The organism is Bacillus sp. AFS017336 (assembly GCF_002555445.1).
Classification (GTDB): domain Bacteria; phylum Bacillota; class Bacilli; order Bacillales; family Bacillaceae_G; genus Gottfriedia.
In genome coordinates, this window is the sequence record NZ_NUCO01000021.1 from 1 (window position 1) to 15,142 (window position 15,142).

At 31.7% G+C, this 15,142-nt stretch carries 13 protein-coding genes and 1 pseudogene; 8 read left to right on the forward strand and 6 right to left on the reverse strand.

Translation table 11 applies throughout. The annotated features are described in order from the left end of the window. Together CN601_RS11850 and CN601_RS11855 are read left to right on the forward strand one after the other, a co-directional pair. On the forward strand, positions 1 to 468 hold a 468-nt coding region (locus tag CN601_RS11850), incomplete at its 5' end, for an InlB B-repeat-containing protein (RefSeq protein ID WP_179865531.1). Positions 469 to 852: 384 nt separating this feature from the next. Then, positions 853 to 1,752 carry a LysR family transcriptional regulator gene (locus CN601_RS11855; RefSeq protein ID WP_098171157.1) on the forward strand — a complete coding sequence of 300 codons (900 nt, stop codon included), beginning with the start codon at positions 853 to 855 and terminating at the stop codon, positions 1,750 to 1,752. A gap of 49 nt (positions 1,753 to 1,801) precedes the next feature. On the opposite strand, the gene CN601_RS11860 is transcribed toward CN601_RS11855, so the two are convergent. Genes CN601_RS11860 through CN601_RS11870 form a run of 3 tightly spaced genes read right to left on the reverse strand, consistent with a single transcriptional unit; the run spans position 1,802 to position 5,384 of the window. Continuing rightward, positions 1,802 to 2,938, reverse strand: a complete 1,137-nt coding sequence (locus tag CN601_RS11860; protein ID WP_179865532.1) for a Ger(x)C family spore germination protein — start codon at positions 2,936 to 2,938, stop codon at positions 1,802 to 1,804. Next, complete coding sequence (locus CN601_RS11865) at positions 2,935 to 4,005, reverse strand: GerAB/ArcD/ProY family transporter (RefSeq protein WP_098171159.1); 1,071 nt, start codon at positions 4,003 to 4,005, stop codon at positions 2,935 to 2,937. The genes CN601_RS11860 and CN601_RS11865 overlap by 4 nt, the downstream gene beginning before the upstream one ends. After that, positions 4,002 to 5,384: a spore germination protein gene (locus CN601_RS11870; protein ID WP_098120633.1), complete on the reverse strand. Its 1,383-nt coding sequence runs from the start codon at positions 5,382 to 5,384 to the stop codon at positions 4,002 to 4,004. Before CN601_RS11870 ends, CN601_RS11865 begins: the two co-directional genes overlap by 4 nt. Positions 5,385 to 5,688: 304 nt before the next feature. On the opposite strand from CN601_RS11870, the gene CN601_RS11875 reads away from it, so the two are divergent. The 3 genes from CN601_RS11875 to CN601_RS11885 are packed head-to-tail and all read left to right on the forward strand — an operon-like array spanning position 5,689 to position 9,348. Further along, on the forward strand, positions 5,689 to 8,007 hold the full coding sequence (locus tag CN601_RS11875; RefSeq protein ID WP_098171160.1) for a xanthine dehydrogenase family protein molybdopterin-binding subunit: 2,319 nt from the start codon (positions 5,689 to 5,691) through the stop codon (positions 8,005 to 8,007). Position 8,008: 1 nt separating this feature from the next. Continuing rightward, complete coding sequence (locus CN601_RS11880; RefSeq protein ID WP_098171161.1) at positions 8,009 to 8,842, forward strand: FAD binding domain-containing protein; 834 nt, start codon at positions 8,009 to 8,011, stop codon at positions 8,840 to 8,842. After that, positions 8,842 to 9,348: a (2Fe-2S)-binding protein gene (locus CN601_RS11885; RefSeq protein ID WP_098171162.1), complete on the forward strand. Its 507-nt coding sequence runs from the start codon at positions 8,842 to 8,844 to the stop codon at positions 9,346 to 9,348. The genes CN601_RS11880 and CN601_RS11885 overlap by 1 nt, the downstream gene beginning before the upstream one ends. 12 nt (positions 9,349 to 9,360) lie before the next feature. On the opposite strand, the gene CN601_RS27515 is transcribed toward CN601_RS11885, so the two are convergent. Both CN601_RS27515 and CN601_RS11890 read right to left on the reverse strand, forming a co-directional pair. Next, positions 9,361 to 9,483: a hypothetical protein gene (locus CN601_RS27515; RefSeq protein ID WP_257131694.1), complete on the reverse strand. Its 123-nt coding sequence runs from the start codon at positions 9,481 to 9,483 to the stop codon at positions 9,361 to 9,363. Between the two features lie 13 nt (positions 9,484 to 9,496). After that, the gene (locus CN601_RS11890) at positions 9,497 to 9,934 is read right to left on the reverse strand and encodes a hypothetical protein (RefSeq protein ID WP_098171163.1); all 438 of its coding nucleotides are present in this window, start codon (positions 9,932 to 9,934) and stop codon (positions 9,497 to 9,499) included. Positions 9,935 to 10,537: 603 nt separating this feature from the next. Between CN601_RS11890 and CN601_RS11895 the strand changes: the two genes are divergently transcribed. Further along, a complete protein-coding gene (locus CN601_RS11895; protein ID WP_098171164.1) occupies positions 10,538 to 11,575 on the forward strand; it encodes an AI-2E family transporter in 1,038 nt (345 codons plus the stop codon). Between the two features lie 735 nt (positions 11,576 to 12,310). Here CN601_RS11895 and CN601_RS11900 read toward each other — a convergent pair. Beyond that, complete coding sequence (locus CN601_RS11900) at positions 12,311 to 13,219, reverse strand: LysR family transcriptional regulator (protein ID WP_098171165.1); 909 nt, start codon at positions 13,217 to 13,219, stop codon at positions 12,311 to 12,313. A gap of 491 nt (positions 13,220 to 13,710) precedes the next feature. Between CN601_RS11900 and CN601_RS11905 the strand changes: the two genes are divergently transcribed. Both CN601_RS11905 and CN601_RS11915 read left to right on the forward strand, forming a co-directional pair. Continuing rightward, positions 13,711 to 14,151, forward strand: a complete 441-nt coding sequence (locus CN601_RS11905) for a spore germination protein (protein WP_098171166.1) — start codon at positions 13,711 to 13,713, stop codon at positions 14,149 to 14,151. A 37-nt stretch (positions 14,152 to 14,188) separates the two neighbouring features. Further along, positions 14,189 to 15,138 (forward strand): annotated as a pseudogene (locus tag CN601_RS11915) (spore germination protein). Positions 15,139 to 15,142: the final 4 nt, after the last annotated feature.

The window sequence follows — 15,142 nt, forward strand, 5'->3', positions numbered from 1 at the left end:
AGTAACGGAGGAAGTTCAGTTTCTTCAAAAACAGCAATTTACAATGCAACAATTAGCCAACCGAAGTCTCCGACTAGAAAAGGATATGTATTCCTTGGATGGTACAAAGATGCAACTGGCACAGTAGCTTGGAACTTTGCAAAAGATCATGTTACAGCAAACACTACAATTTACGCAAAATGGGTAGCTATTCCTGCTAAACCATCACATGCGAAAGTAGCAAAAGCTGGAAGTGGTTCTGTGAAACTAACTTGGTCAAAAGTATCAGGTGCAACAGGTTATGAAATTGTTAAAGCAACTTCAAAAACAGGATCATACTCTCACTTAACAAGCGTGACAACAACTGATTACACGAACAAAGGATTAATTAAAGGTAAAACTTACTACTACAAAATCCGTTCTTACAAAATGGTTGGATCACAAAAAGTTTATGGTGACTGGACAAGCGTAATGTCAATCAAGCTATAAGAAAGAAATAACAAGCAGTACAGTTACTCTCAGAAGTAAAAGTCAAAAAGGGTGCTTATGAAATTGAGTAGATGATTAAACACCCTTTTTGAAAGTAAAATGATTAGATCGGCTTTTTCAAATTAAAAACTTTCCCTTAAAAATAATTAAAGACAAGAATACGATTTCAGTAGTATTCTTGTCTTATTTTTTAGTTTTTTTAAGAAAATAAAAATACATACTATTCGTTAAAAAGCTATAAAAAATTTCACATCCATTCTTACGCATGTTGATGTTAAATATGTTAATAATAAGAAATAATTGATTTTTTTAAAACCGTTAATATAAAATTAAAATCATTACAAAAGTAATAGATTTAGTATTCGTAAGGAGAAATTGTAAAAAATGAATTTTGAACAAATGGAACATATAGTATATGCAGCAAGGGAAATGTCAATAACGAAGGCTGCTGAAAAATTATTTATCTCTCCTTCGGGGATGAGCCAATCAATTACTCAGTTAGAAAATGAGCTAGGAATAAAAATTTTTAATCGATCAAAACAAGGTGTAACTCCAACGTTTGAAGGAAGAATCGTTATTTCAAAAGCAATTAATTTATTAAGTACAATTAAAGAACTTAATAAAGAAATTTATGAAATTAAAAATAGAAGTAATGATCATTTGAAAATTTTAACAGCACCTACTTTTACATATCTTCTTCAAGAAACTATGGTAAGGTTTAATGAGGAACAAGAGGAAGTTTCATTTGAAGTAGTTGAAGAAAATCCAGCTACAATGATTCAAAATTTTATTAAACAAGATTATGATTTTGCACTTATTCCAGCTACACAAGAAGAATTAAAAAAAGAAAAGTTCATTGAATTTGAACATTTACATAATGGTCATTTTTGTATTGCAGTAGGTAAGAAATCACCATTTTATCATTATGATTCGGTTTCTCCAGCAGACTTAGTGAATGCAAAAATCGTCATGTACAAAAACTCGGATTATAAAAAATTACTAAAATTTACGAAGATGAACCCTAAAAATGTCGTTTTAAAAACAAATCGAAGTAGCCTACTTTTTGAATTAGTGAAAGAAAGTCAAGCAATCCTATATTTACATGAATTTTCAATTCGAAATCGACCAATGGTTATTAATGGAGAAGTAAAAATAATTCCAATGAAAGAAGATGAAGTTTTCGACCTTGATTTTTATCTCATTCATTTACAATCAAAACCATTATCACCTTTAGCAATAGAATTTATTGAGAAACTAAAAGATCAGTTTAAAAATGACATTTAAAAAAGATAGTGAAGGCAGCATAAAAACTGACTACACTATCTTTTTCTTTTTATTCTTCTAGTTGAGATTCTTTTCCTAATGTACCTGTACTTAATACGGAAACGCTAATCTTTGACTCGATTTTAATAGTTGGATAGACTTTTTCCCAATTAAGCTTTTTCCATTGTTCAGGTTTATGTTCTTTTAAATATCGACCAATGCCAATGACATCACTGTTAGCAAGTTGAATTTCTTTTACGACTTCTTGAGCCCTTTTATTTAAATCATCTTTGATACTCGACTCCATTTCTTTTTCTTCAATCATTTTAATTGTTGTTATTTCGTTAATTCTCACATATACATGTATTTTTATATTCGCTTTTATATGATTTTTAGATGTCGAAATGAATAATTTATTTGAAGGGCGTATAATTTCATATGAAATTGTATTATAAGGTTCTTTATGTTTTTTATTTAGTTTCGTAATAAAATTGCCTGTATTACCATATTTTCCTATCATCATTAAAAGTAGTGGTGATTGATCTGATGGGATGAAATGACCAGTATAGATATCATTATGTATTAAGCCAGTACCTATAACTTCTACACGATCATTTGGAGTAATATCTAATACAGGTAAAGTAAAGTCAATACCGTTGTCGGTGGCATATGTGAACACGTTATAAAGATCCATTTTTTGTGAAAGTGAAGTTGCTTCAGCATTATCAATTGTATCCTTTAACATAAATGATAAAGGTTGTGATCCAACCGTTTTTAAATTAATGATTTTTTTTGCAGGCATTTTGTTTGCTATTGCGACTGAAACATTTAGATTTGAAAACGGTCTTCGTCTAAAAGTACTTAATAGATGAATAAATTTTGTTTTCGAGAAATCTTCACCCAATATTAAAATTCTAGTTTTAGATGTTGTAATATCCCCAGGTAAAAATGATTGCAAATCCATTCCAGCATGAGATACGGAGTCTTTTATTGAATTGACAGATTCATTTTGAAAATCGAATACACCAGCACCTTTACCGATTATATCCAATATTAATGCGTTGATCTCAATTTTCTTATCTTTATCTAAGTCAAAACTAATCCCATTTACTAATGATTTTTCAGTAATTGTTCTCGTATCCCAACAGCCAGTAGCTAATAAAAGAAAGAAAAATAAATTAATTACTATTAAACATTTACGAATCAATTTAATAGCCCCCTAACTTTATTAATAAGTAACAATAGAAATGGGATAATGATAATAAATATAGGGTCTAAAAAAGATCCAAAATGAACGATTGTTTCTCTTTTTATAACACGTAAAGAGATTAGCGGATAAAAAGAAAATATTAATACTATTAGGATTAGTAGTATACTTTCCCTATTTTTTACAAGTAAAGATAAACGTTTATGTACATCTTGACTAACGATATAAAGATAGCTAACAACTGTTGCGCAAATAACAATGGTCCAAATGCTTAAAAATATTGTATCTAGACTTTCAATCATATCGGAATGAAAGGTTTTAAAAATATAAAGAATTGGGTCTATGATATAACCATTTTCTTTATTACTTAATCTAATATAGGACGTGAAAATAATAAAAGTATACATAATTGTTGTAAAGAAATTTGCGAAAGTTAAAGTGAGCAATTTCTTTTTAGTATCTTGAAAGCTTGGCGATATAAATAAAAAGATTTCGAAACCTAACATTTCAAGAAATGATGAATACGCACCAGCGCCGATCTTTTTAATGGGATGCTGACCAATAGGTAATATTCTTCCAATATGCACATTGTCATAAGCAGATAGTAGAAATAAGATAAAAATCAGAAAGATAAAAGTACAGAGTATATACGTTCTAGCAATTGTTTGGATGTCATTTTTTGCGACAACATACGCTGTTACTAAAAATAAAATAAGAATTAGCCAAGAAGGACTTTTTGGAAAAATCCAGATTGTGATTATATCAGAAAATCTTATAGAGACGATGATCACTACATACAAAAAATAGATGAAATAGCTAATATTTATACAGGTTCCTATGAATGGATTCGTAATTATTTTTGTGTAGTCAGTAAAGCTCTTGTTTGGAAATTTCTTATATAAACTGTAATAAAGTAAGATTAAAATTTGAACAATTATGCCACCTATAAGCGTAGAAATCCATCCATCATGACCAGCTATTTTATAAATATTATTAGGGAAGCTAGTAATGGCGACGCCGAATTGTGTAAATATAATTAAATAGAATAGATGTTTATTATTAATCATGATGTTTTCCCCTTTTTATTTTTTAGCAAAATAAATTCGGAGAAACCTGGATTTTCTACATATCGATAACTAAATGCTTTGATTTTAGAAAGGTGAGCTAAAATCATAAAGACGCCTAAGCTAATGCCAATAAATCCAAATATTGATGCAAGAATTAAAAGTGGAATTCCCATAATTCTAGAAGCAACTGACATTTCCTTTGATGGAAGTGAAAATGATGCAACCGCAGTGACTGCAATTACAACGACCATAGAATTTGAGATTAAATTCGTTTGTACGATAGCTGTCCCAATGACAATCGCTCCTACAGTACCAATAGTTGATCCAATAGCATTAGGAAGTCTTAAAGCTGCTTCCTTCAATAGTTCTAAAATAATAATCATCGAAAATGCTTCGATTAATGGTGGAAGTGGGACATTTTCAATTGATAGCTTTAAAGTATAAAAAATAGAAACAGGTAAAATATTCGAATGATAAGTGGTAACAGCAATATAGATAGAGGGTAGTAATACTGCTATCCAAAAGGCGAATATTCTTAAACAATAGAAAAATATCCCAAAAAGCCATCGGAAATTAAAATCGTCTACAGCACGAAAATAGCCATATATATCATGAGGAAATAATAGGGCATTAGGATCATTATCAAGTATTATGGCAGGTTTTCCTGATAATAAATGACGAACTGTACGATCAGGTCTTTCAGAGAACATCACTTGTGGAAAAGGAGATGAAGGATATTCTTCTATAGCATTTTGAATATGAACTGGCTCAATCATTTGCCCGGGCTCAACTTTCCCACTTGACTCAAGCTTTTTTATTTTCTGTTCAATCGTTTCAATCATTGATTGAGGTGTCTTGTCGTTTAAATAAAATATGGAAATTGATACTGGATACTTTTTACCAACTGTTATATTTTTAATGATTAGTTCTTTCGTTCGTAATCTTTTTCGAATTAAAGTGGAATTTATTTTAAGACTCTCAACAAAACTATCATGGGGACCTAGTGTTACAGTTTCAGAACCTGATTCTGAAATTGAACGCTCACTATTATTACTAGGTGCAGAATATGACTTTGCTTTATTTTTATTGTTATCATTAAAAACAATGACATTTCCAGATAAAATAGCTTCTACGCAATCTTCCAGTGTATATGTATCATTAGAATTTAATATAGTTGTTATAATTCGACCTGATTCATCTTTTGAAACAACCCGTTCTAAAATATGTGTTTGAATTATTTCTGAATCGATCATTGTATCTAAATAACATAAATGAAGTGTAACTTCCCCAATTGAATATTTTTTATATTTAAAATCTGAACTTGATTGAAATTCGCCTTGTAATTCTTCTAACATGGAGGTTTTTTCATTTAATTCCATTTAAACCAACTCCTTAAAAACTCCTCAAAGATATAAGTATTATTCCCTTCTGTAAATTGGATATGTATGGAAATTAATCCTACAAATAACAAAACGCTTAAAATTAAAGATTGTGAAAAAGAATAGTATTTATATAATTACAAATTTACTTATAGTCCCGATTTATAAAGATGCTTGATTCTTCAATCCGGGCATTTTTTTTGTCATTAAAACATAAATTTTAAAAGTATCTCATATAAAAAGACAGTTTCGATTCTTTATATTCATTGGGAAATGTTGTTTAAGAAAGGGGTTGAGAAACTTCGTGCACATCATCGGAAAAGGCGTACCCCGCAAAGAATCTTTCGAAAAAGTTACAGGCTATGCTAAATATACAGACGATTTTGAAACGAATGATATGTTACATGCTCAATTAGTAACAAGTCCATATGCGAGTGCGATGATTAAAAGTATAGATTCAACAGAGGCAATTAAAATCCAAGGTGTGAGAAAAGTAATATTTGGCGAGAATTTACCTCTAGTAGGTGAAGGAATACTTGATCGTTACCCAATAGCGTTTGACCGCGTAAGATTTTTTGGTGAAGTAGTAGCGATTGTTGTAGCGGATACCCAATATATAGCGAATCAAGCTGCGAATTTAGTAAAAGTACAGTATGAATTACTTCCTATTGTAAATTCTCCGACGGAAGCTCTTAAACAAGATGCACCTCTTGTACATCCAAAACTAGGAGAATATGAAATTACTGAAGGAGTTTATCCAGAGCCTGGTACAAATATTGCCACTAGAATTAAAATTCGTAAAGGGGATTTTAACAAAGGCTGGAGAGAAAGTGAAGTAATGGTTGATGAGAGCTTTGCATTTAGGCCATCTGACCATTCTGCAATGGAGACAAGATGTTCATTTGCTCAAATTCATCATGATGGCACAATAGAGATTACTACATCTTCACAATCACCATTTATGGTAAAGGACTTAATTGGGGAGTACTTTGACATAAAACCCGGAAAAGTTATTGTAAATACTCCTTTTGTAGGTGGAGGTTATGGAGGAAAAGGAGCGATTCAGCTAGAACTTTTAGCCTATATTGCTTCACGGGCTGTAAATGGAAGATTAGTCAAAATATATAATACTCGTGAAAATGATATGCTTTCATCACCTGGACATATCGGACTTGAAGCGAATGTAAAACTAGGATGTACAAAAGATGGAATGCTTAAGGTTGCAGAGATTCAATATTTATGGGACGGCGGGGCTTATGCAGATAAATCAATCGATTTAACGAGGGCAGGGGCAGTTGATTGTACTGGACCTTACAAAATCGAAAATATTTGGTGTGATTCTTTATGTATGTATACAAATCATCCTTATCCTGCACCTTTTAGAGGGTTTAGCCATTCAGAAGTACATTTTGCATTCGAAAGAGCGATGGATATTCTTGCTAAAAAACTAAATATGGATCCGATCGAATTACGCGAAAAAAATGCTATTAAACCTGGTGATACTACTCCGACTCAAGTTATATTAAATTCTAGTACAGTTGGTAATCTACCAAAATGCATAGAAAAAATGAAGGAATTAATCAATTGGCAGGAAGGTCAAGTAATTGACTTAGGTAATCATAAAGTTAGAGCAAAAGGTATAAGTTGTTCCTGGAAAACTTCTACAATTACACCAAATGCAAGTTCAGGTGTCATATTAATCTATAATGCTGACGGAAGTATAAATTTACTTTCAGGTGTTGTGGAACTTGGCCAAGGTACTAAAACAATTCTTGCTCAAATGTTAGCAGAAATTCTAAGAATGGATGTAGATGATATTCATGTACAAATGAATATCAATACATTAAATACTCCTGAGCATTGGAAAACCGTTGCAAGTCGAGGGACATTTATGGCTGGTAGGGCATTATTAGCAGCAGCCGAAGATTTAATGAAACAATTAAAAGATTTAGCTTCATTTATATTGCGTGCTCCTGTTGAGGATTTAGAAGTTGGTTATGGAAAAGTATTTATAAGGAGTGAGCCGACTAAAAATATACCAATTAAAGAGATTGCTTACGGATATACATTTCCTAATGGGAATTCGATTGGTGGACAAATAATGGGTAGAGGGCACTATATTTTAACAGGCCTAACCCGTATAAATCGAGAAACTGGGGCGGGAAAACCAGGTCCAGAGTGGACGGTTTGTGCACATGGTGTAGAAGTTGAAGTTAATATGAAAACATATGAATATAGGATTCTTAAAGCTGTTACAGCCGTTGATATTGGCGAAGTACTTAACATTAAGACTGCAACTGGGCAAGTGAAAGGTGCTATGAGTATGGGATTATCATTTGCAGGACGGGAAACTTTTACATTTGATAAGCAGGGAAAAGTACTAAATCCGCAATTGCGTACTTACCGACCAATTCGTTTTGGGGAGAATCCTAAATATGATGTAGCATTTGTTAAAACACCACAGGTTGATGCCGTATTTGGTGCAAGAGGTGTAGGAGAGCATGGTTTACTTGGTATGCCTGCTGCTCTCGGAAACAGTCTCTCTACTGCACTGTCGGTTAACATCAATAATTTACCAATTATCCCTGAACTATTATGGAAAGTAAAAGAAGGTGGGATATAGTTTGTTATCTTCTAATATAGAATACTATAAACCAGTGACTATTAAAGAGACATTGGAGCTTTTTTATTATTTGAAAGCTAATAATAAAAGGCCAATTTATTATGCTGGTGGAACAGAAATCTTAACACTTGGTCGTTTAAATTTGGTCGAAACAGATGCACTAATTGATATTAAAGATTTAAAAGAGTGCCAAATGTTTGAGTTTAATCAAGATTACTTAATAACGGGTGCCGCTATTTCACTTACTGATATTGAAGAGAAAAACCTATTTCCACTACTCTCTGAAGCATCTATGGAAATAGCTGACCGTACTGCACGGAATAAAATAACGCTAGGTGGAAATTTATGTGGTCAAATTTTTTACCGTGAAGCGGTTTTACCTTTTCTACTTTGTGAAAGTCAGGTAATTATTGCTGGGTATAATGGTGTAGAGGCTTTTCCAATCGAACAAATCTTCAATCAAACCCTACAACTTCAAGACGGACAACTTCTAATCCAACTTTTAACAGAAAAGAAATATATAAATCTACCATATATGAGCATTAAAAAACGTCAGCAATGGGATACAGGTTACCCACTACTGACGATTGCTTCTATTAAAATAGATAATCAATTGCGTTTTGCTTTTAGTGGACTATGCCCATTTCCTTTTCGCTCAAAGCAAATGGAAGCCGAGCTAAATAATACGAATCTGAGTATAGAAGAAAGAATACAAAAAGCACTTCAATTCATTCCAGGGGAAGTACTTGATGATGTGGAAGGATCAAAAGAGTACAGATTATTCGTATTAAGAAATACATTGGAAGAGATTATTTCTGAAATGGAGGTAAGGTAATGGACCAGTCTCCAATAAAAAAAATAAATATTTCTTTAAATATTAATGATGAAATCCGACAAGTGGAGATCCGTCCAGCAGACACTCTCCTTTATGTGTTAAGAACAAATCTTGGTCTCACAGGTGCAAAGCCAGGCTGCCTAAATGGAGATTGCGGAGCTTGTTCAGTCGTTATGAATGGTACTGTATATAAATCATGTATAATGCTTGCCATTGAGGCAAGTGGGCAAAAGATTACAACAATTGAAGGCTTAAAAGATTCACCTATACAAAAAGCCTTTGTTGAAAATTTTGCGTTTCAATGTGGATATTGTACTCCTGGATTCATCATGAATTGTCATTCCCTTTTAATGAGTAACCCAAATCCAACATATGAAACGATGAAAAAATGGTTATCTTCGAATATTTGTAGATGCACATGCTATGAAGAAATTGAAGAAGCTGTTTTGTCAGTGATTGAAAATAAGGATAAACCATTGAATATTGAAGCAGAAAAAGATGAATAAGTATCTACTTAACTACTGAGTTGAATCACTAGGTTTTCGTTGTGTAAAGAAGAAAATGAACGTAATAACTGAAATTGCCATAAGATAAACTTGGGTATCTGTAGGTCTAACTGTAGGGAGATCTGTTAAAGCCATAATCACCATTCCTTTATTTACTAAAGATTCGCGGATCAATATCAAAATGTTTCGAAACAATTTTTTTACAAAAGTAATAGGTTTTTTTTAGAAAAGGAAGTGTCGGTTCGCTAACTGGTGCACCAAAAATGGGACCACTCACATTTAGTGAAAATCTACCAGGTCCTATAACGGAGCTAACAACTCGAACTTCATCAATTAATAATAAAATAGCAATTATAATATCGATTACATCAATGAGAGTATTCGTTAATTGATCTCCAAATTTACTTTCTATACGTTCTCTACCTAATAAGGGGCCACTTAGAGAAAGACTAAATTCACCAGACGTTACAAAAACACCTATTATCGTAATTTGGCCAGTTAATAATAGTGCAGCAGCAGCGACATTTAAATCTCTTTGAAGAGTAGCAATAATTCGGAGATCTTCTTTAATCTTATAGTCATTCATGGCATCACACCCTCAAGCCTATAGTATTCATTCAGTGCCCAAGTGTGAATGTAGATTAGTAGTAATATGATTCCTAAAAAAATCTTCATTTTTGAAGATTTTTTTTATTAGAATTTTAATTAGTATTAGGGTAAAATTATCGTTTTTTAGTTAAGCATAAGTAATAAACCAAATGAACAAAAAATAATTTCTTGAGTCGGTTCAATGATTCTTAAAGAATACGAATTTTTTCACTTAAAAAGGGGGTTGCTAAAATCTCATTCTTTGTTACTTTTTCTACTTCGAATCAAATATATTTATTTCCGTTAAGAACAAAAATCACCATGTTTATATGCATTTGTAGCGAATTATTGTCCATTATGTATCAATAAAGTCGGAAGTTTCAAAGAAAATGAAAAAGTTCATATATTTCTATTGGAAACGATTTTGATTATTGTATATAATCATAAGAAGTGTCTTAATAAAATAAAAATTAAAGAGAGGGAAGTTTAATCTAACTTTAATAGAAAATATAAATGAAATAAAAGTATAAAAGTTAGTTTAAGTTTTTTCTTGAAAAGACCAATCTACTACACAAATATAAAAGAAAGTGAGGGGTGTGTAATGGAGGTCAAAAAATTTTTTCAAAGTAGTACGTTTAGGCGACTAGCGATGATTATTTTTATTGTCCTTGTTTTAATCCTAATTCGAAAAATAATAAATTTAGTCTTACTAATTTTCATTTTTACTTATTTAATGGATCGTGTTCATAAATTTATTGTGAATCGATTGAATAAGATTTTGCCGGTTAATCGACTGGTAATTGTCTACTCATTGTATATAGTAATTGTGGCAGCATTAGTGTTCGGAATCTATAACTACTTACCTATTATTACAACTCAAGTTGTTCAACTGATAGTGCAAATCAAGACGTTTTATATGAATCCGCCAGACGAGAAAATTATAAATTATATCGTTACTGCAATTAAAAAAGTTGAAATTTCAGGCTATACTGAGCAAGGGTTAGACTTTTTATACAAATATGCTTCTAATATTAGTCAATGGGGAATTGAAGTACTAATTGCTCTGATTCTGAGTTTCTTTTTTCTACTTGAAAAGCCTCGAATTATAGCGTTTACACGGAAATTTGGAAATAGTAAAATATCAGCTATTTATGGTGAGCTGGCTTATTTTGGAGAAAGATTTTCTCGTTCTTTTGGGAAAGTGATTGAGGCTCAGTTTTTAATTGCGTTTGTAAATTGTTTCCTATCTGTCATTGCCTTAAAATTCATGGGGTTCCCTCAGCTAATCGGTTTAGGTTTTTTGATTTTCTTACTAGGTTTAATCCCGGTTGCTGGTATGTTTATCTCATTAATTCCACTTTGTACGATTGCATACACTATTGGTGGAATGACTCACATCATGTATATTATCTTGATGATTTTAGTTTTACATGCTCTTGAAAGCTATTTCTTAAACCCAAAACTGATCTCAGCTAAGACGAACTTACCAGTTTTTTATACATTTCTAATTCTTGTATTCTCTGAACGATTTTTCGGCGTTTGGGGTCTTATTATCGGGATTCCAGTTTTCATCTTCTTATTAGATGTACTAGACGTAACAAATAACGATGATCCAACTGAATTAGAAGCAAAAGAATAAATAAAAAAGATGATACCGAAAAATGGGTATCATCTTTTTTTGCGCTGATCAAACCTAAAATAGCCAATAGTCAATAGTTACTAAGTAATCTATTTAATGGTAAATTTTTTTAATGGTTTTATTGATTAGTTTTAATAAATAAATTGTTTGGAAATGCCATTAAACTTAAGGAATGACTCTTTTTCAGAAAATCATTATCTAAGATGCTATTAGTTTGTAGAACATATTCAATTATTAGTTTATAAATAGAGGATTTACCGATATTACCCAAATAAATGATTAATTAATTTCTATTATTTACTATCTAAAAGGGATTAGTAAGGTTTTTTATTGCACACTTTTTTATTTTGAAGAAGTTGATTGGAACGGAGGGGTTCTCGACTCCTATGGGATATGCGGGAAGGCTGAGACCCCGCAGGCTTGCCGAGGCCGCTGAAAAACTACATGATTTTTGAAAATGTTCAATTCCCTAAATTTCCCATCCCCACTTTCATCTCTAAAATGGGATGTAAAATAGATTATCATTCCCACTTTAGCTATAAAAAACAAGGTTTTTATGGGAATTGATTTTTCCGAAAAAGTAATTTTTAACCAAAATTTACTTTTTCAGTGGCCTAGGCTTGCCGAGGAGGCTCAGGTCTCGCCCCATGGAAAGCGAGAATCCTGTAGTGGAAATCAACATCATACTGCTTATTTTAAATTGAAAATTTCGATGGATATTTGACAAGCTCATTTTCAACCGACATATTCCTTCATTTCCGATTTAATATATTTAATTAATTGTTTTTCAATTGGAGATAATGATTTCTTTTTTAATCGTAAAAGTCCAAGGGTCACATTTAAAGGTCCATAGTTTTGTAAGTCAACTTCAACAATTTTACCATCTAATAAAGCGGGATTGTTTTTTAAAACAAAGTTTGGTGCAAGACTAACTGCCATTCCATTAGAAATTGTTCGAATAATTTCATCGGAGTGAGTGGAAGAAAATAATATATTCATTTTTCCGTATTTGTGCTGGAAGTTGTTACTAAACCATTTAATATATTCACCGTTGTAGAGAATTAATTTTTGTTGAAGTAGTTCTTCGGGCGTTATCGTTTTAGTAACTGCAAACAATGAGTCCTTGCTTACATATACTTTCATATAACCTTTTTGGAAGATATCGCAAATTATTTCTTCATTTTCTTCTAAAAATTCACCAGAAAGACAGATAACACCAAAATCCACTTTGTTTTGAATAATATTATCCATCGTTTGAATTGCTATATTTTCTTCAATTTCAATATTAATATTTGAATGTTTGCTTTTAAATGCTAATAGAGGTGTCATCAAATAATTAATAAAGGCTGGTAGTGTTGATACACTAACTTTACTTATTTGGTCATCAACACTTTTCCTTGCTTCCTCTCTTAATTCTTCATATTTTAAAAGAACTTCCTTCGATTTTTTTATTATATTTGATCCTTCTTTTGTTAATGTTACACCGATCCGTGAGCGGTCGAAAATTTTTAAGCCAAGATCTTCTTCAATAATTGCAATCGCTTGGCTAATGCCTGATTGACTCACATTAAGATTTTCAGCGGCGGATGAAATTGAGCCTGTTTTAGCAACCTCAACTAGAAATTCTAATTTTTGTATTTGCATGATTGTCACCACCTAATGTAAAACATTCTACTATATAAAATGGTGGAATTTATTGAAATCCCACTAATTTCTTATATTAGAATTTTTGATATTATTATTAGAAAATGTGAAGCATTGTAAAACTATGTTGAACTAAGAGGGAAAATCAAGAGGGAATGATTAAACCTTGTGGTTTTTACGTTTTTCATGGATATTGGTTTTGTGTACTCAAATTGTGGGGTGTTGATGATTGCACTTTAGGCGTTTATGAACAAATTTCAGTGTTTTATGAACAAAAATCCAGGTTATATGCACGAAAATCATGACCTAATGCACAAAGTTCACAACTTTATGCACAAAATTCACAACTTTATGCACAAAATTCACAAAGCGTTCGCATTATTCGATTTGAAGCTTCTTTTTCATAACCTCTTCGTAAATCCAAAGTTTAATTAACATAAATTGGATAGTCCCGGACAAACTAAACAAAAATATGTTTAAGGTGATCTCGATTGAATAAAACAGAACAATCTACTTTATTAGTAAGTTTAGAAAAGAATATTCATTATTTAAAAGAAAAATTTAATAACTCTACTGATTTGAAAATTAGACCATTAACAGTTAATGATGAAATAATCCGTGATGCTATCGTTTTGTATTTAGATGGCATAACGAATACACAAACTATGCAAGACAATATTCTTTCCCCGTTGCTAAAAATTATAAAATTCGATAGTATCGATGCTATTATTACTCGTCATCTTGTAATTGCGGATGTCATCAAGGTGACGTCATTCGAAGAAATTCTGTCTGGATTATCAAGAGGTAAGACACTTATTTTAATTGATGGTTATGATGAAGGAATATTGGCAGATACTGCAGAATGGCAAATGCGCTCGGTAACTGAGCCAGATACACAAAGATCGATGAAAGGTTCCTTAATTAGGATTTAATGAACAACTAAAGGTAAATGTTAATATTCTTCGTAATATGGTACAGTCTCATAAATTATCGATTGAAAACTTACAAGTTGGAAATGAAGTGAAAACGGATGTTTCAATCGTATATATGGATGGCTTTGTGGATGAAACACGAAAAAGAATAAAAGAAATAGATGTTACTTATTTATTAGAAGCCAGAGTAATTGAAGATGCGCTCGAAGGTAAAAAACGTTATTTCCTACGGTCTTTACAAGTGAACGTCCAGATGTAACTGCTTCATCATTATACGAGGGACGTGTTGCAATTTTCGTTAACGGAATTTCATATAGTCTAATTGTTCCAGCACTATTTCTTCATTATTTCCATCAACCAGATGAATACAATCAAAAGTCAGGTCGCTACGGAAATAGATTTGTGCGTATATTTAGTTGGTTATTTTCAATTATTTTATTGGGGGTATATGTCACAATCATCCGCTTCCATCAAGATTGGGTATCACCTCACTTTGCAAAAATCTTTTTTAAGAAATCAGATACTCTGGTACCTCCTTTTGTTGAGATTATATTCGTCATGTTACTATTCCAATTACTAGTGGAAGCTTCGTTACGAATACCTAAGTCATCTGTTATAATTGTTTCACTTATTGGAGCAATTGTTGTAGGACAAACCGCAGTAACAGCAAAGCTTATTCATTCAATGACATTAATAGTCGTAGGTATTAATTTTCTAGCGAATATTTCGATTGCTGCTGGTGGACTATATGGATCGGTTTTAATATTACGATTTATATTTTTAGTATTAGGCTTCTTCTTCGGATTAAAAGGCCTGCTTGTTGGATTTATTCTTATGATCGTTTATATGGCGTCTATTAAATCAATGGGTGTTCCATATTTAGCCCCATTTATCCCATTTAATGCTAAAGAAATGAAAGATGCACTAATTAGGGGAGATTTAAGAAAGTTAATTAATAGTAAACATACATACCCTCATAAAAAATGAATTT